Origin of the sequence: Niallia oryzisoli, assembly GCF_043641075.1 — a bacterium.
Lineage (GTDB): Bacteria > Bacillota > Bacilli > Bacillales > Cytobacillaceae > Bacillus_BD > Bacillus_BD oryzisoli_A.
Window position 1 is genome coordinate 206,751 of the sequence record NZ_JBHZRC010000004.1, and the last position, 19,433, is coordinate 226,183.

Annotated in this window: 25 protein-coding genes; 16 read left to right on the plus strand and 9 right to left on the minus strand. The window is 37.6% G+C overall.

The features are described 5' to 3' along the window. Positions 1–38: 38 nt before the first annotated feature. Complete coding sequence (gene ric / locus ACHUFV_RS14910) at positions 39–734, plus strand: iron-sulfur cluster repair di-iron protein (protein WP_394235463.1); 696 nt, start codon at positions 39–41, stop codon at positions 732–734. Between the two features lie 111 nt (positions 735–845). Here the strand turns inward: ric and moaA are convergent, their stop codons facing one another. The 4 genes from moaA to ACHUFV_RS14930 all read right to left on the minus strand — a co-directional run bounded on the left by moaA (position 846) and on the right by ACHUFV_RS14930 (position 4,558). After that, positions 846–1,862: a GTP 3',8-cyclase MoaA gene (moaA, locus tag ACHUFV_RS14915; RefSeq protein ID WP_394235465.1), complete on the minus strand. Its 1,017-nt coding sequence runs from the start codon at positions 1,860–1,862 to the stop codon at positions 846–848. Positions 1,863–2,063: 201 nt separating this feature from the next. Further along, a complete protein-coding gene (locus tag ACHUFV_RS14920) occupies positions 2,064–3,191 on the minus strand; it encodes a TIGR04053 family radical SAM/SPASM domain-containing protein (protein WP_394235467.1) in 1,128 nt (375 codons plus the stop codon). Between the two features lie 195 nt (positions 3,192–3,386). After that, entirely contained in the window at positions 3,387–3,695 is a 309-nt protein-coding gene (locus ACHUFV_RS14925) for a metal-sulfur cluster assembly factor (protein WP_394235469.1), read from the minus strand. A gap of 92 nt (positions 3,696–3,787) precedes the next feature. Beyond that, positions 3,788–4,558, minus strand: coding sequence for a prolyl oligopeptidase family serine peptidase (locus ACHUFV_RS14930; protein ID WP_394235471.1), 771 nt, complete (start codon positions 4,556–4,558; stop codon positions 3,788–3,790). A gap of 193 nt (positions 4,559–4,751) precedes the next feature. Between ACHUFV_RS14930 and ACHUFV_RS14935 the strand changes: the two genes are divergently transcribed. The 3 genes from ACHUFV_RS14935 to ACHUFV_RS14945 all read left to right on the plus strand — a co-directional run bounded on the left by ACHUFV_RS14935 (position 4,752) and on the right by ACHUFV_RS14945 (position 6,018). Further along, complete coding sequence (locus ACHUFV_RS14935; RefSeq protein WP_394235473.1) at positions 4,752–5,570, plus strand: Cof-type HAD-IIB family hydrolase; 819 nt, start codon at positions 4,752–4,754, stop codon at positions 5,568–5,570. Between the two features lie 103 nt (positions 5,571–5,673). Beyond that, positions 5,674–5,829: a hypothetical protein gene (locus ACHUFV_RS14940; RefSeq protein WP_394235477.1), complete on the plus strand. Its 156-nt coding sequence runs from the start codon at positions 5,674–5,676 to the stop codon at positions 5,827–5,829. Positions 5,830–5,832: 3 nt separating this feature from the next. Beyond that, positions 5,833–6,018, plus strand: a complete 186-nt coding sequence (locus ACHUFV_RS14945; protein WP_394235479.1) for a DUF3813 domain-containing protein — start codon at positions 5,833–5,835, stop codon at positions 6,016–6,018. A 46-nt stretch (positions 6,019–6,064) separates the two neighbouring features. Here the strand turns inward: ACHUFV_RS14945 and ACHUFV_RS14950 are convergent, their stop codons facing one another. Then, positions 6,065–6,475, minus strand: coding sequence for a hypothetical protein (locus tag ACHUFV_RS14950; protein WP_394235481.1), 411 nt, complete (start codon positions 6,473–6,475; stop codon positions 6,065–6,067). A gap of 218 nt (positions 6,476–6,693) precedes the next feature. Here ACHUFV_RS14950 and ACHUFV_RS14955 point away from each other — a divergent pair, with 218 nt between their 5' ends. Continuing rightward, positions 6,694–7,557, plus strand: coding sequence for a DegV family protein (locus ACHUFV_RS14955; RefSeq protein WP_394235483.1), 864 nt, complete (start codon positions 6,694–6,696; stop codon positions 7,555–7,557). A gap of 87 nt (positions 7,558–7,644) precedes the next feature. Beyond that, positions 7,645–7,776 (plus strand): DUF3941 domain-containing protein, encoded by a 132-nt coding sequence (locus tag ACHUFV_RS14960; protein ID WP_071976845.1) that lies wholly within the window; start codon positions 7,645–7,647, stop codon positions 7,774–7,776. Positions 7,777–7,928: 152 nt separating this feature from the next. Here ACHUFV_RS14960 and ACHUFV_RS14965 read toward each other — a convergent pair whose 3' ends face one another. Further along, positions 7,929–8,789: a CvfB family protein gene (locus ACHUFV_RS14965; protein WP_394235682.1), complete on the minus strand. Its 861-nt coding sequence runs from the start codon at positions 8,787–8,789 to the stop codon at positions 7,929–7,931. A gap of 177 nt (positions 8,790–8,966) precedes the next feature. Here ACHUFV_RS14965 and ACHUFV_RS14970 point away from each other — a divergent pair, with 177 nt between their 5' ends. Both ACHUFV_RS14970 and ACHUFV_RS14975 read left to right on the plus strand, forming a co-directional pair. Beyond that, positions 8,967–9,458, plus strand: a complete 492-nt coding sequence (locus ACHUFV_RS14970; RefSeq protein WP_394235485.1) for a YajQ family cyclic di-GMP-binding protein — start codon at positions 8,967–8,969, stop codon at positions 9,456–9,458. A gap of 122 nt (positions 9,459–9,580) precedes the next feature. After that, the gene (locus ACHUFV_RS14975; protein ID WP_394235487.1) at positions 9,581–10,441 is read left to right on the plus strand and encodes an SDR family oxidoreductase; all 861 of its coding nucleotides are present in this window, start codon (positions 9,581–9,583) and stop codon (positions 10,439–10,441) included. A gap of 43 nt (positions 10,442–10,484) precedes the next feature. Here ACHUFV_RS14975 and ACHUFV_RS14980 read toward each other — a convergent pair whose 3' ends face one another. Next, complete coding sequence (locus ACHUFV_RS14980; protein ID WP_394235489.1) at positions 10,485–11,981, minus strand: alpha-amylase family glycosyl hydrolase; 1,497 nt, start codon at positions 11,979–11,981, stop codon at positions 10,485–10,487. Between the two features lie 219 nt (positions 11,982–12,200). Between ACHUFV_RS14980 and ACHUFV_RS14985 the strand changes: the two genes are divergently transcribed. After that, positions 12,201–13,964, plus strand: a complete 1,764-nt coding sequence (locus ACHUFV_RS14985; RefSeq protein ID WP_394235684.1) for an alpha-glycosidase — start codon at positions 12,201–12,203, stop codon at positions 13,962–13,964. A gap of 66 nt (positions 13,965–14,030) precedes the next feature. Here the strand turns inward: ACHUFV_RS14985 and asnB are convergent, their stop codons facing one another. Further along, the gene (gene asnB, locus ACHUFV_RS14990; protein ID WP_394235491.1) at positions 14,031–15,878 is read right to left on the minus strand and encodes an asparagine synthase (glutamine-hydrolyzing); all 1,848 of its coding nucleotides are present in this window, start codon (positions 15,876–15,878) and stop codon (positions 14,031–14,033) included. 336 nt (positions 15,879–16,214) lie between these two features. Here asnB and ACHUFV_RS14995 point away from each other — a divergent pair, with 336 nt between their 5' ends. Further along, the gene (locus ACHUFV_RS14995; RefSeq protein ID WP_394235493.1) at positions 16,215–16,775 is read left to right on the plus strand and encodes a DUF2777 domain-containing protein; all 561 of its coding nucleotides are present in this window, start codon (positions 16,215–16,217) and stop codon (positions 16,773–16,775) included. Positions 16,776–16,830: 55 nt separating this feature from the next. On the opposite strand, the gene ACHUFV_RS15000 is transcribed toward ACHUFV_RS14995, so the two are convergent. Then, positions 16,831–17,187: a YisL family protein gene (locus ACHUFV_RS15000; RefSeq protein ID WP_394235495.1), complete on the minus strand. Its 357-nt coding sequence runs from the start codon at positions 17,185–17,187 to the stop codon at positions 16,831–16,833. A 234-nt stretch (positions 17,188–17,421) separates the two neighbouring features. On the opposite strand from ACHUFV_RS15000, the gene ACHUFV_RS15005 reads away from it, so the two are divergent. The 6 genes from ACHUFV_RS15005 (at position 17,422) to ACHUFV_RS15030 (ending at position 19,414) form a co-directional block, all read left to right on the plus strand. Next, positions 17,422–17,643, plus strand: coding sequence for a spore germination protein (locus ACHUFV_RS15005; protein WP_394235497.1), 222 nt, complete (start codon positions 17,422–17,424; stop codon positions 17,641–17,643). A gap of 69 nt (positions 17,644–17,712) precedes the next feature. Beyond that, the gene (locus ACHUFV_RS15010) at positions 17,713–17,928 is read left to right on the plus strand and encodes a spore germination protein GerPB (protein WP_394235499.1); all 216 of its coding nucleotides are present in this window, start codon (positions 17,713–17,715) and stop codon (positions 17,926–17,928) included. Between the two features lie 72 nt (positions 17,929–18,000). Continuing rightward, positions 18,001–18,609, plus strand: coding sequence for a spore germination protein GerPC (gene gerPC, locus ACHUFV_RS15015; RefSeq protein ID WP_394235501.1), 609 nt, complete (start codon positions 18,001–18,003; stop codon positions 18,607–18,609). Continuing rightward, on the plus strand, positions 18,599–18,778 hold the full coding sequence (locus ACHUFV_RS15020; RefSeq protein WP_394235503.1) for a spore gernimation protein GerPD: 180 nt from the start codon (positions 18,599–18,601) through the stop codon (positions 18,776–18,778). Before gerPC ends, ACHUFV_RS15020 begins: the two co-directional genes overlap by 11 nt. A gap of 6 nt (positions 18,779–18,784) precedes the next feature. Then, positions 18,785–19,177, plus strand: coding sequence for a spore germination protein GerPE (locus tag ACHUFV_RS15025; RefSeq protein ID WP_394235505.1), 393 nt, complete (start codon positions 18,785–18,787; stop codon positions 19,175–19,177). 18 nt (positions 19,178–19,195) lie between these two features. Beyond that, entirely contained in the window at positions 19,196–19,414 is a 219-nt protein-coding gene (locus ACHUFV_RS15030) for a spore germination protein (RefSeq protein WP_394235507.1), read from the plus strand. Positions 19,415–19,433 lie beyond the last annotated feature (19 nt).

Consider the following 19,433-nt stretch of genomic DNA (forward strand, 5'->3'; position numbering starts at 1 on the left):
ATCATCAATTACCAAAAGAATTTTAGGAGGAATTTTATATGACTACTATTCCATTTTCAAATACAAGCTTAGTAAGAGACATCGTGAACGAGGTTCCAAAAACAAGTGATGTGTTTAAAAAGTACCGCATTGACTTTTGCTGTGGAGGAAATACACCTATAAGCACAGCAGCCGCTGAACTAAACGTGAATCTTGATGAATTAATGGAAGAACTTGCGATTGTTTATAGTAAATCAGAGCAAAGTGATAATATGGAGGTCTGGACTAACAGCTCCTCTGAAGAAATTATTAAACATGTAATCGAGCACTATCACAATCCTCTAAGAGAAGAACTTGCAGCACTTAGCCCTTATGTAACAAAGGTTGCAAAGGTTCATGGTGATAACCACCCTGAGCTTTTGAAAGTATACGAGCTATTTTATGAGTTAAAAAAGGAATTGCTTGAACATACAGCAAAGGAAGAAGCATCAAGCTTCCCGCTTCTATTGGCCTTAGATAAGAATGAAGTTGAAAATAGAGAAGAAGCGATTGACGAAATCCGCAAGCTCGAAAGCGAGCATGACCATGCTGGTACTATTTTAAGAGAGCTTCGCAGCATTACGGCAGACTTTACACCGCCAGTTGATGCATGCGGAACATACCGATTAGTTTATAGCCGTCTTGAAATGTTAGAATCACATACATTTATGCATGTACACTTAGAAAATAATATTCTATTTCCACGATATATTTAATGGAACAAAAAAAACCAGCAAAATCGCATTGCTGGTTTTTTTGTTTGCACCTGCTCATTCTTCTGAACTCGTTCAAAAGGTGAATAAAAAACTCCTGTGCTCAAGAGTTTTTTATCCACCGATATAGGACATTTCGATTTTTTTACGATTAGCAGCCGTTTCAGCGGTTCTTTCATCAGAGTAACGGTCATTGCGGCCATTCCATATCTTAATTACTCTATTTGCAATTTCCTCATCACTAACACCGGTTCTCATAAAATCACGGATATCATGACCATTTCCATTAAAAAGGCAGGTGAAGATCTGTCCGTTAGCAGAAAGTCTGGAACGTGTACAGCTGGAGCAGAATGATTCTGAAACAGATGTAATAAAACCAACTTCAACATGATTATCAACATATCTGTACCGTTTTGCCACTTCTCCATAATAATCAGGATCAACTGGCTCTAATTGAAAATGTTCCTGTAATAGATGAAAAATCTCTTTCTTTGTAACAACTTCATCCATTTTCCAACCATTGGTGCTGCCAACATCCATATACTCAATATACCGCAATTGATATCCATTATCCTTACAGAATTGAGCCATTGGAATAATTTCCGTATCGTTTAAGCCTTTTTTAACGACCATATTTATTTTGATTCCAAGACCTGCTTTTTTTGCGGCATTTATGCCATCAAGAACAGGCTGAGTACCTACATTACGGCCATTAATTTGTCCAAAAAGCTCATCATTTAACGAGTCTAAGCTGATGTTCACTCGTTGTAAGCCTGCATCCCTCAACTCTTGAGCATATTTAGGCAATAGAACTCCATTTGTTGTTAATGCGATATCCTTTAATTCTTTTATAGAAGATAATTTCCTTACAAGAAGTGGAAGTTCTTTTCGCAATAAAGGCTCCCCGCCTGTTAAACGGATTTTTTCGACGCCAAGATTTACAAAAATGCGCGCAAGTCTTTCAATTTCTTCATATGTGAGCAGCTCGCTTTTTGGCAAAAAAGCAAAGTCAGGACCAAAGAGTTCAGCGGGCATACAGTATTGGCAGCGGAAATTACACCGGTCAATTACAGATATTCGAAGATCTCTTAATGGCCGATTAAATGTATCCTTTACCATTTGTTTCGTCATTTATTGTCAACTCCTTTTAAGAGTCCTTAACCATATTCTTATAGTGCAAACCATTGTTCAGGATTTCATTATCTCATATTTTGAACAAAGTTTATATTAATTAAGTATTTTGAACATACTATTCTAATTTGAACATAAAAATCCCTTATTGTTAAGTTATATTCTTACGGTACATAATCTTGTCAATTTTAACAGAAAAAGTTATATTAAACGACTCTCCTGCTTTCGAAGTGCTTGGGGTATATATACACAGTATGGTTCACTTTCCAAATAATCACCTGTCATGGCATAGGCACGGGATCTGGAACCTCCGCAAACATTTCTAAATTCACATTGACCGCATTTTCCTTTATATTTATCCGGATTTCTGAGGTCCTGAAGAACGGGAGAGTTTCGATAGATATCACCGAGTGACTGCTCACGTACATTCCCTACCTTTATTGGCAATAAACCACTTGGGTATACATCACCTATATGAGAAATAAAAATAAATCCATTGCCGTCATTTACTCCCTTTGGGGCTCTTCCTAACCCGTCGATAGAGCCTGTCAGCCCCTTCTCTGTTAATGCATCCAAATATTGAATTTGTGACTGCTGCTCTTTCATTTCTCTTCTTTTCTGTTGAATAACTACCCTGCGATAATGCTGACCCGCCGTTGTCTTAATATCAAATGATACTCTCTTACTTAATTGATAGAGCCAAGTAAACACTTTTTCATGTTCTACTGGCGTAATCATATCCTTTTCTAATCCTCTACCAGTGGGGACAAGGAAAAATACACTCCATAGAACACACCCAAGCTTTTCTACCAAGTCGGCCATTTCTTCTAAGTAATCCAAATTATAACGGGAAATGGTTGTATTGATTTGAATCGGGATTTCCAACTCATGCAGGTATTGAATCCTTTCCATAGTTAGATCAAATGAACCTGCTGTCCCGCGGAAATGATCATGAATCTCTGCATTATGACCGTCCAAGCTAAATGCCCATCTGGATAATCCTACCTCTTTTGCTTTTTGGATTGCCTCCTTCGTTACATTTGGAGTTGCGCTTGGTGTCATAGAAACACGTACACCCTTTTGAACAGCATATGAAGCAATCTCAAAAACATCCTCACGCATAAGAGGATCACCACCTGTGAACACGAGCATTGGATTATTCATTTCATATATTTGGTCAATGAGATTTTTCCCCTCTTCAAAGGACAATTCTCTAGGATCTCTTTTCAACTGAGCCTCTGCACGACAATGCAAGCAATGGAGCTGGCAGGCTCTTGTTAATTCCCAAATAACGATAAATGGATCTTTATTAAAATCCCTATTAAACATAAAAAAACCCCTCTTCATTCTAAGGTAACGTAATGTCATATAGACTTATGTAAAAATTATAAAGCACTTCGAAGATCAAGATAGTGAGGTTACTCACATTTCTATGGTGTTTTCTGATTTTAAACAATAAAAAATAACCGGCCATTTCGGTCGGTTACGAGATCATTAGTCCTTCATTTTTTAATCCAATTAGCCTCATCTAATTCCTAAGGCAATTTTTGCATATCGAGACATCATATCTTTGTTCCAAGGCGGATTCCAGACAATATTAACATTTGTAGCGTTGACTTCCGGAATATCCTTTAGTGCTGCTTGTACTTGATCGACAATGACTCCTGCAAGCGGACAGCCCATTGATGTTAAGGTCATATCAACTGTAAGAATTCCATCGTTATCCATTTTTAAATCATATACCAACCCTAAGTTAACGATATCCATCCCGATTTCAGGATCTTCTACCAGCTCTAAAGCCCCCATAATACTATCTTTTAATTCTTGTTCCATATATGTCACTCCCAGTTTGTTTATTCTATCTTTCTTATCGTAACAGAAAAGGAGAAAAAGCTTAAACTTTCCGCCTTTGGTATCACTAAAGATTACGAAAGATATGTTTCAAACCATTCTACCGTTTTTAGTACTCCTTCTCTACTTACCTTATGTCCTGACTTCTCATCAATAATAAAATGTAATTTTTTGGGTTTTTCTTCATAAAGAGGTTTAATTTTTTCGTAAAAGTCATAAGTATAAGTAAATGGCACAATTGGATCCTGTTTTCCATGCCAAAATAATAGCGGACGTTGATTGAGCTTTTCTGGCTGTCTGCTTAAATCAAGCTCTTTTAATTTCTCAAGCAGCGCTTGTATTTCTTCCTCCTTTAACGGAAGCTTTATACCACGTTTTTTTATTTCACTTATTTGTAAAAGTGCATATTTTTCATAATAAGGCATGCCCATTAAGCTGACAGCTGCCTTAATCCATTTATATCTTGTTAACGAACCTAGGGTGACAATCCCCCCCATTGAGGTACCCACAAGACCAATCCTATCCATATCAATTAAATTGTTTTCTAGATAGTATTGACGTAATAGATCTAATTCATCTATTGATTGAAGAACGATATCCCAAAAATGGATTGTAAGCTTTTCCTTACTAATATTTCCTTGACGTTCTCCATGATACATCGCTTCCGGCATCACAACACGAAAACCCTTTTCAGCTAATAAATAGGCGTAATGTAAATTATTCTCTTTTGCACTCGTAAATCCATGCATAAACATCACGAAAGGCAGCCTGTCGTCAAACAGACTTTTTTTTGCCAAATGTAATACAGGAATACCACGTACAGCCTTATTTTCAATTAAAATCACAATAAAATCCTCCAATCGAGAAAGAAAAGCACAAACACAAAGCTTAAAGATATAGTAACAAACTAAAAGCTAATATGATAATAGAAAGCTTATATGATTCAAGTCTAACATGTGGACTTTTTTTTTCAAAAAGGATTACACTATCTAAAAGGGTGATTACATACTATTTTGAACATAAGGAAGGGGAAATAGAATGGCTGACAAACATCTAATAGCGCTTGATTTAGACGGGACTTTATTAAAAGATGATAAAACCATTTCTCATAAAACAAAGCAGGTAATAAAGAAGGCACGTGAAGAGGGACATGTTGTTATGATTGCAACGGGAAGACCGTTTCGTTCATCCGAAATGTACTATCAAGAGCTTGAATTAGATTCCCCGATTGTTAATTTCAATGGTGCCTTTATTCACCATCCGAAGGATTCTAATTGGGGTATTTACCATACCCCGCTTGATATGTCTGTTGCAAAGGATATTGTGGAGACATGCATTTCCTATGATTTTTACAATATTATTGCTGAAGTCATTGATGATATCTACTTTCATTATCATGATGAGAAGCTACTTGAATTATTCAGTTTTGGTAATCCCACTATTACTACAGGTGATTTACGCAAATTTCTAACTACATCACCGACAAGCATGTTAATTCATTCAACGGAAGATCAGGTTAAGCTGATCCGCCAGCGGTTAAATGAAGTGCACGCAGAGGTAATCGAGCATCGCAGCTGGGGTGCACCGTTTCCAGTCATAGAAATTATTAAAAACGGCCTGCATAAAGCGATAGGCTTGAAACGAGCTTCGGAATATTATCATATCCCGCCGGAACGAATTATTGCTTTCGGTGATGAGGACAACGATTTAGAGATGCTTGATTATGCAGGCTATGGGGTAGCAATGGGAAATGCGATTGCTGAACTCAAAACGGTGGCAAATGAAGTTACTTTAACAAACGAAGAGGATGGGGTTGGCCACTACTTAAATGATTTATTGAATCTAAAAGTGATTTAAAAGCGATTACTTTCCGATGTTACATTAATAATCCTCTCAGGAATTGAACATACTATGAATGAGGCTTTTATGAGCTTCAAACTCTTTTTTGGAGGGGATTCGCATGGGTAAACGTAACAAATCTAAACGTTTTGTACAGCACGGTGTAGACTCTGTATCTAAACACGCTGAACGTATCCCTTATCACATGACGTATGCTGAGGCTGAGGCGTACAAAATGGCTAATGTGAAAGAATCTTCACTTGGAGGAGGACTTTAGACGATGGCTAACAGACTGTTCCAAGATGCGCGTAAATTTGTTAATTTAGCGAAAAATTCCAGCCCGGAAGAACAGACAGTGGCAATCGAAAAGGCTAAAAATGCTCTATCTTCTGCTTATGCCAATACAAGCATGGCTGAAAAAGAGCAGCTCCAAGAACTACAAAAAGAGTTAGATGCGCTACATTAATATGTACGCTTCGATTAAACAAAGCTGACAAAATTGTCAGCTTTGTTTAATCTTTATTTTTTTCGAGAACAACAGGGACTTGATCACAGATCTCTTTTGATCTATTTTTCTCATATAAATTCAAGATTAAGGCGCCATTCTCTGGTACAGGTTTGTTTGGAACACTAATTGCTAGTTTAAAGGATGTCCAGTACAGATTATTAACTCTTACTTTTGTCTCCGGTATCAAGATACGGTGACCGTCCTCCACACTATAATAAAAGACTCCTTTGTTCACCATACAGCTGCCCGTTATCGTATACTGTCCATCTTTCTCAGTGATGACAATATCCTTAAATTTATGATTTTCACTATTACCCTCAGCGGAAGCAGAATGGCGAAACGGCCCCCCTATTTCAACAGCTGCATCTCCTGCATGAAAAAACAATAAGAAAAAAAGTAAAATGACTTTATTCATAAAGCCAACCTCCTGTAACATTTACTCGGATACGTGTAAGAAACGTATTATGGCTATTATGCCCAAATTTATCTTTTCACGCTTATTTTGTTTTTTCTCTCATTTAATTGTACTTTTATAGAAATTCATTAAATGGTACACTTAGTAACGAAATACTGTTTACAGAATAAATGTTTAATAAGGCATATTAGTAATTTAATGGAAAGCAGGTGATTCCAATGCCGGTTAAAATTTTAGCTGACAGCGCGAGTGACTTACCCCTACATTTTTATAAAGACAACCATGTTACATTATTTCCGTTAAAGGTTCATTTGCATGACCAAGAGTATGAAGACTTACTAACCATTGAACCTCAAACCATTTATAATGCCATTCGGAATGGTCAAGTTCCAAAAACATCTCAGGTTTCTCCGCTTCTATTTGAAGAAACATTTACAGAAATGGCTAAAAATAACGAGGAGGGTATTTATATTGCTTTTTCCTCACAGTTATCAGGTACATACCAAACAGCGGTTATGATTCGAGATCAAGTCAAAGAAACATATCCTGACTTTAAGTTAAAGATTATTGATACAAAATGTGCTTCCCTTGGTCAAGGATTGGTTGTAATGGAGGCAGCAAGTTTAGCTAACGACAATGCTTCTTATGACGAAATTGTTCAAAGAGCTGAGTTCCTAGCCACACATATGGAGCATTTATTTACAGTCAATGATCTAGATTATTTAGCAAAAGGCGGCCGTGTTTCAAAAGCATCAGCCTTTTTAGGCGGCCTGTTAAATATTAAACCGCTATTAAATGTTGAAGACGGAAAGCTTGTTCCAATAGAAAAAATTCGCGGGCAAAAGAAACTTTTACGCCGCATTATTGAAGTAATGGCTGAGCGTGGAGCAAGCTTTGAACAGCAGACAATCGGAATCAGTCAAGCGGATGCTATGGATACAGCATTGGAAATGAAAAAATTAATTGAAGAAGAGCTACATGCAAAAGAGGTCATTATCACAGATATCGGTGCAGTTATTGGTTCTCATACCGGATTTGGTACGATTGCCATTTTTTTCTTAAACAAACTGCCTGAAGAATAAAAGGTTTGGAAATAAATCTCTCACATACTCCTTTTCGTCATAGCCAAGACTAATGTTGAAGCTAATGATGGAAAGGAGTTTTTTATAATGCCGCATACTTCTGATAATGACAAAAAAGCAAAGGACAACAATGCCCTTCGCCATGAAAAAAATATGATGCGTGAGAAAAACCGTAAAGCAGGTAAAAATCAATACTCAAAGAAAACGGATCATTTATAGAAACGCGGAAGGCGCCCTTTCATCGGCGACAAGCATAAGACGAGCCGGCATGAAGGTTGTTTATTAACCTTCTTGTCGGATTGGCTGTAGACCAAAGAGCCGATGGCGCCTGGAGCTAGACAGCATCAAATAAAGGGCGGTTATATTCCGCCCTACTCATCTCTCTTTATATATGTCCAGCCTTCCTCTTGATAAATTTTTCCTTCCTTCATTAATCGTCCCAATGCTCGTTTAAATGCCGCTTTACTTAATTGGAATTTGTTTTGGATTTCTTCCGGCATACTTTTATCCCAATAAGGCATTGCACCATTTCGTTCGGCTAAAACAGAAAGGATTTTTTCGGAATCTACATCAAGTGCTTCTTCCTTTCTGGGCAATAGTGATACATTAATCGTACCGTCTTCCTTGACATCAATGACTCTTCCTTCAACTTTTTCACCGAGACGCGGCTCTACTTTACGTTGTGATTCATGAATAAAGCCTTTATAGCCTTCTGCTGTAAAAATCCAGCTTCCTACCTTAGCCGTCCTGTATATATAACCATGAATACTTTTATTGTAATCTTCCCTTGTGGCTTTAATCGAGTTTTCCTCGATGATTGGATCCGTAGCCAGCTTCACATAAATGCGGTTGTTTCGATTCACCCTTAAAGTAATATAAAGTAAATCACCAGTCTGCGGCCAGACACTTCTATGAACAGGCAAATCCTCTTCCCCGAGGAGCATATCCTTCTGTATCCCGATATTTAAGAAAACACCAAGCCCTGATTTTACATCACTCACTTCTGCCCAATCATATGTTCCAACCGTAATTTTCGGTATGGACGTTGTTGCTGCAATCCTCCCTTGGGAGTCTGTATATAAAAAGACCTCAATGGTTGCTTCCAGTTCCAATTCCTGCTGGGTTTCGTTTTTATGTAAAAGAACATCCTCTGTTCCATCTGTCAAAAAGTAACCGAACTCTGTTTTTCTTGCTACCTCTAATTGTATAACCTGACCAATGCTTTCATTTATTGACAAGAGATTTTTCCTCCTATATAAAAAAATTGATTTCACGAGCTATTTTCCTAAAGTTGTATCAACTGATATATTTTACTATAATTAAAATGTAAAGGGAAACTTCTTTCCGTAACAGATATATTTAATAAGATATTCTGTTGGTACGAAATACTGTTTTTATGGGAGGTACTTATGGCTAAAGATAGTTCATTTGATATTGTGTCGGATGTAGATTTCGCAGAGGTACAAAACGCTATTCAAATAGCGATGAAAGAAATCCAAACACGTTACGACTTTAAAGGAAGCAAAAGTGATATTTCTCTAGATAAAGAAGAGCTGGTACTTATTTCAGATGATGAATACAAATTAGACCAGGTTAAGGATGTTCTTTTCAGTAAATTATTCAAACGTGGTGTTCCCGTTAAAAATCTTGATTACGGCAAAATTGAAAAAGCAAGCGGGGGTACAGTTAGACAACGTGCAAAGCTAGTTCAGGGTATTGATAAAGAAAATGCAAAGAAAATTAATACCATCATTAAAAACAGCGGGCTTAAGGTCAAAAGCCAGATTCAGGATGACCAAATCCGTGTGACGGCAAAAAGCCGTGATGACCTGCAAAAAATTATTCAAGCGGTCAAAGAGGCAGATTTAACTATTGATGTACAATTTGTCAATTATCGATAAGTCAAAGAGGATGGTCCTACCGTCCTCTTTTTTTATATGGTTCAATAAATATTCTCCACTGTTTTCTATCATACTAACTTAATAGTAAATGAATAGATATCACGATCTAGGAGGTCAAATTTATGAATCAAAAAAAGAAAGTATTTCCTCCACAGCATCAAAATAGGCAGCCAGGAATAGAAGCTGAAATGAACCCAAAGCCCATTTCAATTGATCCTGAATATAAAGGATCAGGCAAATTATCCAATAAAGTTGCAATTATTACTGGTGGCGACAGCGGAATTGGAAAATCTGTTGCGATTTACTTTGCTAAAGAAGGTGCTGATGTTGTCATCGTTTATTTAGACGAGACTCAAGATGCAGAAGAAACAAAAACGCTTATTGAAGCTGAAAATAAAACATGCCTCTTGCTAGCCGGGGATGTGGGTGAAGAATCCTTCTGCCAGGAAGTGATAAAGAAAACCATTAATCAATTTGGAAAAATTGATATTCTTGTCAATAATGCTGCAGAACAACATCCACAGAAAGGTCTGCAGGATATCAGTGCGCAGCAATTAGAAAGGACATTTAAAACCAATATTTACTCATTCTTTTTCCTGACAAAAGCTGCTTTGCCCCATCTAAAAAAAGGAAGCTCTATTATCAATACTGCGTCTATTACAGCCTATAAAGGGAATAAACAGCTGCTTGATTATTCTGCAGCAAAAGGAGCAGTCGTAAGCTTTACAAGATCTTTAGCACAATCACTTGCACCTCAGGGAATACGTGTAAATGGAATCGCTCCAGGTCCTATCTGGACACCGTTAATCCCCTCCACCTTCCCAGAGGATCAAGTAGAAGTGTTTGGAAGCGATACGCCGCTAGGCCGAGCCGGTCAGCCTTTTGAACTCGCCCCTGGCTATGTTTATCTTGCCAGTCATGATTCCTCCTATGTCAGCGGGCAGATTATTCATATCAACGGTGGCACGATCGTTAACGGATAAGAGACAAACACTAAAAAAAGCGAAGTCATTGACTTCGCTTTTTTTATATTGACTGTTTACGGGATCTTTTTATGACAAGGCCAAGGAAAATGAAAAATGCCACCAACACGGCCCCAAGTGCAACAAAATAGGAATAATTGATACCTGATTTATCTCGTAAGAGATATATTTCAGACTCGTCACGGTCAATCGTGATACGATATTGATTGTCATCACTTTTGACTAAATCATTGTTTAACATACCCCTTAATTCCTTGTCAGCTGCAAGCTCCTCAGCGGTAAGAGTAACGGTTTGTGTTTTTGTTGTATTGTTAACAGCGATGACAGTCGTCTCTTCATTATAATCACGTTTGTATACAGTCATCCCATCCTTCTCGTATAATACATCCAATGTTCCTCTAGTTAATGAAGGCAGATCTGAGCGCAGATTTCCTATCTGTTTAATATAATCGACAATTTCTAGATCGGTACGGAAATTCATTTGCTTACGGTTATCGGGCTCATCCCCGCCATTCAATGCAATTTCACTTCCATAATAGACGAATGGAATACCTGGTGTTGTATAGAGGAACGTTAATGCCTGCTTCCAGCGTGGACCCGGATGTTCATTTTTCTCGACAGTATTGCTTGTAAAGCGTTCAGTAAATTGATTATCCATAAATGTTCCAATTAAATCTGCTTCTGGATACATTGTTTCATTTTGTGCATACCTGGCAAAAAGAGGTGAGAACGACTGATTCGGCTGAGAAAATACCTCTCTTAATTCAGAGGCCAATTGATAGTCTGTAATTCCATCCCCGCCGTTCTCCATAAATGATACCAGCTGCTCTTCATCTGCATCTTTCGCTTCTCCAAGCAAATAGAAGTCCTCTTTCACTGCTTTCACTTCTTTTATAAACCTATTCAAAAAATCAGCAGATGAATCTTCTGTTAACTGCAGCTGATAACCATCAACATTCGTTTCTTCAATCCACCATTTTGCGGCATCAATTATATAGTTTTTGACCTCTTCATTATCCTGATTTAATAACGGCAGTTCTTTTTGTTGATCTTGGTCTGATTTGAACCAATCCTTTTTCTCTCCGTCCTTTAACCAAGCATGATTAGGACCTACATGGTTCACTTCAAATTCAAGAATGACTTTCATATCCCGCTTATGCGCTTCCTTTACCAGTTTCTTGAATAGATCAATCGAACCAAAATGCTCGTCTGTTTTGTGAAAGTCGTTGACCCAATATCCATGATATCCTCCGGCTGTATTATCAAAGACAGGTGTAAGCGATACAGCAGTAAATCCCATATCCTTTATGTAATCTAATTGGTCAATCACACCTTGAAAATCACCGCCATGGTAACTGTTTGGATTATTTATCTCAACATCCTCATCATTGCTCTGATCTCCATTATTAAAGCGGTCAATCATGATTAAATAAACGCTTTCATCCTGCCATTTACGATTATCTTTTTCAACAGCATCTGCCGGCAGGACGTATAAAAAAAATAATGAGATGATCATGAGCATCGAAACCCATTTTTTCATCTTACATTCTCCCCCTTAACTATCATAAAAAAGCTTTTTCCTTGCTCTATTAAGATTATCCTTTAGGCTGTACGACCGTCAACGAAAAACAATATTATTTTGAAAAATTTCAACTATTCACCCTAATCTATATCATAATAAACCGAATGATAGCGTAAATTTTAGTTCATAACGGGAAACCTATTAAAAATATCATGATGAAGGGAGGGTATTTCGATGATTGAACGAGCTTCTATTTTTCACCGTCCAACCGATCAATTTGCCTATCCTTTCCATAAAGACCTGCTGCATTTAAGAATTCAAACGAAGAAAGGGAATGTAGCTGCCATTGAGCTGATATATGGAGATCAGTATGAATGGAAAGATAATAGATGGGTTACAAGGACCACCCCATTAGCTCGTATCGGAACAGATGCCTTATTTGATTACTGGCAGGCTGAGGTTTCACCTCCCTACCAGCGATTACGTTATGGATTCCTTGTACATGGAGACACTGAAAGCATTATCTATACTGAAAAAGGCTATTTCACTGAGCCACCACAGGATCCTAACCAATATTTCTGTTTCCCTTATTTACATACGAATGAGGTGTTCCGTTCACCTGATTGGGTTCGTAACACGATTTGGTACCAGATATTCCCCGAACGCTTTGCAAATGGAGACAATAGTCTGAATCCAACAGAAACAAAACCATGGGGGAGTGAGGAACCATCTGCTGCAAATTTTTTTGGCGGTGACTTTTTAGGTATTATTCAAAAGCTCGATTACCTAAAGGATTTAGGAATAAACGGAATTTATTTAACTCCTATCTTTAAAGCGCACTCCAATCATAAGTATGACACGATTGACTATTTCGAAATTGATCCGCAATTCGGTGATAAACAAACCTTTAAACTACTCGTTGATACATGCCATGAGAAAGGAATTCGTGTTATGCTTGATGCTGTATTCAATCACAGCGGTTTTTATTTTCCACCTTTTCAGGATGTATGGCAGAACGGGGAAAAGTCTCCTTATAAAAATTGGTTCCATACAAGCCAGTTTCCTTTAAAAGGCGGTGCGAGACCGAACTATGCCACTTTTTCCTTTGTTGAAACAATGCCGAAGCTAAATACCCAAAATGAAGAGACAAAAAACTACCTGCTTGATGTAGGGCGCTACTGGGTTAAAGAGTTTGATATTGACGGCTGGCGGCTTGATGTAGCCAATGAAATCGATCATGCATTTTGGCGTGAATTTCGACAGGCAGTTAAATCCATCAAACCAGATCTCTATATTCTTGGTGAAATTTGGCATGACAGTATTGCTTGGCTTAGAGGTGATCAATTTGATTCAATTATGAATTATCCATTTTTAACAAAAACCGTTCACTTTTTTGCAAAGGGAATGCTTTCTGCTAATGAATTTAGAGAACAAATGACAACAGTTATAATGCAGTATCCTGACACAGTGAACGAAGCCCTATTCAACCTTGTCGGAAGTCACGATACACCAAGAATACTAACCGAATGTGACGGAAACATTGAAAAGGCAAAGCTAATTTATACATTCCTCCTTACATTTATTGGTACGCCCTGTATTTACTACGGAGATGAAGTTGGCTTAACAGGAGGAATGGATCCCGGTTGCCGCCGCTGTATGATATGGGATGAAAAGCAGCAAAACCGTGATTTATATACCCATATAATACAGCTGATTCAGCTTAGAAAAACGGAGCCTTTGTTAGCGAATAACGGTACATTCCGCTTTCTCTCAGTTGAAAATGGAATAGCTTATGTAAAAACGAGCAATCGCCGTAAGTGCTTAGTTATACTTAATCCATCATCAGAGGAATTAAAGTTCACACTGCCTTTTTCGTTAAAAGGACAAAAAATAACCGATTTGTTAAAAAATCAAGAATATATGATGGAGTCAGAGGAATTAATTGCGGTTATCAAACCTTTTGATGCAGCAATCCTACAATTTCAGGATAGTGTATCATGAATGAAATATTAGCGTGTCTGGTAAACATTGTATTTTGTATACCAGACACTTCGTAAAAAAATTTACTTAGTCAATAATCTTGATATTATAATCATTAAACCAATGATGTATTTGAACAAGATGTGCTAACAGCTGAGGACCTGTCATCAGTTGGCCAAACCACGGCTCTTTAAAGGATGCCCCTTCTGACTCAACAATCTCCTTCAGTTTCGTCTCATCAAAGAACTCGTATAATACGGTATTCTTGTTTTGCAAAATACCTTCCAGCATGCCTTTTACGATTTTCCGGTATGCAGGATGATGTGTCTTTGGATAAGGACTTTTCTTTCGGTATAATACTTCATCCGGAAGCAGGCCTTCTAATGCTTTACGTAAAATTCCCTTTTCCCGATTCCCAGTCATTTTCATGTCCCACGGTACATTCCACATATATTCTACTAAACGATGGTCAGCAAATGGGACGCGGACCTCAAGACTTGCTCCCATACTCATCCTATCTTTTCGATCAAGTAATGTTGTCATAAAAGAAAGCATATTGATGTAGAACAATTCCCTTCTTCTAGCTTCCTCCATACTTTCTCCATCAAGCAGCGGTGTTTCAGCAGCCATTTCCTTATATTTTTCAAGTGAATATTCCTGAAGCTTTAACTTCCTTTGCCAATCCGTCTTTAATAATCCATGCCTTTCGTTGATTGACCGCATCCAAGGAAAACCTGACCGACTTAAGTCATCTAACCGATGGAACCATGGATATCCTCCAAAAATCTCATCTGCACACTCCCCCGAGAGACTAACGACAAAATCCTTTTTGATTTCACGGCAGAACCAAAGCAATGATGAATCAATATCGGCCATGCCTGGTAAATCACGCACATGTACCGCTTCATGTAAATACTCAGCTAGTTTTTCCTGGGATATCACACAGCTGTGGTGTACCGTGTTAAAGGTATCCGTTATTTTTTTTATAAATGCACCATCTGAATTAGGCTGGAACTCATTTGCTTTGAAGAATTGATCATTGCCTTCGTAATCAATGGAATACGTATGAAGCTGCCCCTTACCTTCCTTCTGATATGCTTTTGCAGCAATAGCTGTAATAGCACTTGAATCAAGACCACCGGAAAGAAATGTACATAAAGGTACATCTGATACTAATTGCCTTGTAACGGCATCTGTGAATAAATAACGGATTTTTTCAACCGTTTCAGCAAATGAATCCTTATGCTCTTCACTTTTCACATTCCAATAACGCCAGGTCTTTAATCCATTTCGTGAAAATGTTAAAGCATGGGCCGGTCTTAACTCCTTTATACCTTTAAAAACACCTGCTCCAGGTGAACGGGAAGGCCCCAATCCAAATACTTCTGCTAAACCCTCCGAGTCGAGCGCTGGCTGTACATCCTCATGTGCCAATACAGCTTTTAACTCTGATCCAAAAATAAACCCTGTTGCAGTTTCATAATAAAACAGTGGTTTTACGCCCAGCCTATCACGACCAATAAATAATAAATCCCGCTCTTTATCCCAAATTGCAAAGGCAAATATCCCATTTAAATACTCTACGCATTTTTCTTTCCATTCTATATAGGCAGCTAACAGAACTTCTGTATCAGAATGACCATTGAAAGAATATCCTTTTAGTAGCAGTTCTTTTCGGATATCCTCTGTGTTGTACAGCTCGCCATTATAACAAATCGTGTATTGATAATTATCTTTTACTTTCACCATCGGCTGTTTACCGCGCTCTGGATCTACAACGACTAATCGCTTATGTCCGAATCCAACATGTTGATCAATCCATAAATTAGTATCATCCGGTCCCCTTTTCGCCAAAGTTTCCGTCATCTTACTAATGGATGCAGTACTATTATGCAAATTTCTCTTATAGTCAACCCATCCTGTTATCCCGCACATTATGCTCACCCTTTCTTTACGGAAACGATCAAATTCGCTGTCGAATTTGTGTCTGGATTTTTACCGAGCTTGCTCGATAAATTACCCTTAAAAAATCCGCGACATCCGCCGGAGGTTTAAACCCCCAATGAATCGGAAAACTTCTTCTGAATGAAGCTAAAGCCATGTTCCCTTTATCTACTCTATGCATAAGCATTCATTTGGTTATTTGTCCCGAAAAACAAAATTTGGGTTTAAAACAAGGTAAATATGTCTACTAATAGAGAAAGAAAATGAAATTCTCCCATGATAAATGGGATTATATACGGAGGTTTTTATACGGAGGTCTTATAAACCATGAATAAACAACAGCGTACAAAACTGATCGAATACCAACAGCGAGCCTTCACAGAAGGAACAATTGAATGTATAAACGACCAATGGGTCTTTTTTGATGAAGAAACAGAAGAAGCGACCCTACTAGATGTCTGGCTTCACGAAGAAATGGAGGTATTCCGTTTAAACCGGTGGCGTAAGGGGATTCTATGTAAAGAAGGCAAAGTTCAAAGAGGCAAAGAAACAATCCATTTAAAGGATCAGGATATCATTCGAATACGAAAAAATTTGGTATTTTCCTTAGAGCGCCTTCTAGAGGAAGTCAATGATGATGCTTTTTATCAATTTATTACGAGCTTAAATACGATGGATTTCTCCATTTATGATTGTATTTATTGCTATAACCAATTGACCTTTCTTAATGAAAGTAAACAAAAAAGCGGCGTGAATTTTATCGTTTTTGATAATGGGGATTCAATTTGTAGTGTTCATCATCATTTTACCTACTTTGAAAAAACGAGTGACCGCTTCGAATTTACATTAAGCACAGGCAAACGAATGGTTATTGAAAAAATCGGTTGAATAAACCAAAATCAACAAAAAAACTGCCCTAACCGGCAGTTTTTTTAAGTTAGTCTTAGAAAATATAAAATCCTAATGGCAGCGATAATCCTAAATAAACCACGACTATAAATGCAATCACGAATATTACCCAAGCCGTTCCAGTCGATTTTCCTTTCGTAGTAGACCCGAGTAGCATTTCAAACAAGCCAATCACAACAATTCCAAGTATGGCCTTAATCCAATGCATCGTACTAATTGCAGACATACTGAAGAGCATCATCACTCCTGTAACAATAATCAATAAATAGAACAATCGTAAAATCATTTGTACAATCTTAAAACCGCGCTGTTTCCCTGCTTTATGTAGACCTATTGCTACAAAAAATAAAATTAATGCTATTAACCATGTTGTAATATGTGCATGTGTCATACTAATAATCCTCCTCCATCAAAATTCGAACCTATCATACCATATAGAAATGGAAAAACCTATTAATATGATATTTATAGACAATTGCTTTACACTTCACCTTTCATTGTAAGGAAAAAACATGGGCGATAAACGCACCTTTCATCACCAATCACATACAATGTAAAAAAAGCTGGGCAAAGAGTACACATTTCTTTATTCCAGTCCAATTATATATATAGAGGGTGTTACAGAATGCCAGCCATCGTAGGCGTTGTTCAAGTCATAGCTGTTGGATCAGGAGCCGTTTTCCATATTGGTGATGTCTATAGAATATCAACCCTTTCCAATGCAAAGACATTTGCTGGTGCAGGTTCCTTTAATACAGGTGATGGTCTCTATGTTCAAAACCATCAAAGTGCAACAAATACTATTGATTCAGACGTTACGGATCAAGGTAACTTCTTCAATGTATAGACAAAGAAAATAAAATCTTTTTGCTCAAACAGATCACAGCTTATTATAGTGAATAAAGTGGTGAATTCCATGAATTTCTATGTTCAACAGTCGATATGCATTCACTTTTTGAAAATTGAAGGGATTACAAACTCCTCTGTACTTCAAATTGGCAGTGCAGGAATTATTAAGCCAGTCTCAAATCTTTATAATACGGGAGGATTTACAGGACCAGCGCCTCAGGCTCCTAGACCAGGAGAACTTTTAGAAACACCTGCAGTACCGCTGACATCGCCAACCGCTTAATCGTTAGTAATGGTCAAAAATTTCCTCTGCTTTCTTAATTTGTAGATTTAGTAGTATTGTGAGGTGGGAAAAATGAGTCAAAATTTGTATCAGGCCATTCAATCTATTCAAGCATATGTATATGCACAGGACAAAACAATACGAAAATTACAAAAAAAGATAGAGATGTTAGAGAAAAAAGTCACAGAATTAAATGACCGTCCTCCTATTCGCGTTGAAAAAATGGAATATAAATTTGACCAATTAAAAGTAGAAACACTAGAAGGTACATTAAATATTGGGTTAAATCCATCTGATTTACAGGGTATTGAGGATTTTTCTGTACCAAGTCAAAATGGGGTACCTAATCCCAAAGAAAGAATGTCTATGTTTACTGAAATTGAAAACTCAGTTCACCGATATTTAGATGAAAACCTTCAGATGATTATGAAAAATACAGGAGAGCAGCTACAATTTCGAGTAGATGACACGTATCGTGACTTTATTCTTCAAGATATTAAAAAGCAGCTTCCATCAAGAATTGAATATTATTTAAACCAGCCTATTCAAAATGGAAGCACACAAGATCAGCATAAAGAATGGATTTTCGAACAAATGAAGAAGGAAATTCATCATGGTGTTTTAACATTCCTTCAACATTTACCAGAAAATATGAAAGGACCAAATCAGAATGAATTTTGAAGTAGTCAACCGTGAGCTCTGTGTTGGCAGTATTCGAATCATAGGCGTATCGAGTTCGTCCCTATTAATGGTTGGTGATGCAAACTCCATTCAGCTTACTTCACTGTTTGATACTCCTGCCGAATCATTGATTATCGGACCGTTCGTACCTTTAACTCCAGGAGGATAATTACCTATGTACCGAACATCAAAAGTAGATTCACTTAAAGTGGACTCATCCGCACTGTCCTCAGTGATTCAAATAGGTGATTCAACATCTATTACTGCTTTTACACGTGCCATTGCCGTTCAAAGACAAAAAGAATTATTTTATTCAAATGAAGGTAATTTTAATTCATTTCCCATTTTTTCTTTTCAACTTCCAATCGAACCAATAGTTGAGCCGATAACTATTGGTTCAACTTCGTTACATCCTCTCATTCAAGTTGGCTCCATTGATATAAGCGGGGTAACCTCCGCAGCTGTTTTGCACATCGGAAGTTCCTGCCAATTTCAAGGGGAATCAAGAACCCTGCATATCAGACAATTGGAACACACGAACGGGAACAGTGAAAACAATGTTGAATAAGCATAGGAGGTGGAAAGGATGCCAGCAATTGTTGGTCCGGTTCAAATATTAAATGTTGGCGGAGGAAATGTTCAATTTGGAGATGCATTAAATATAGCACCCAAAAACAACTCTAAATCGACTTCCGGTTCCGGCGGAGGAAACACAGGTGGATTTATTATGGCCAATAATGGCATTAGTGCAACAAACCATTTTGATACAGATCTAATTGATCAGCCAAATGTAGGAAATAATTAAGCTTATGAAAAACCGGCAG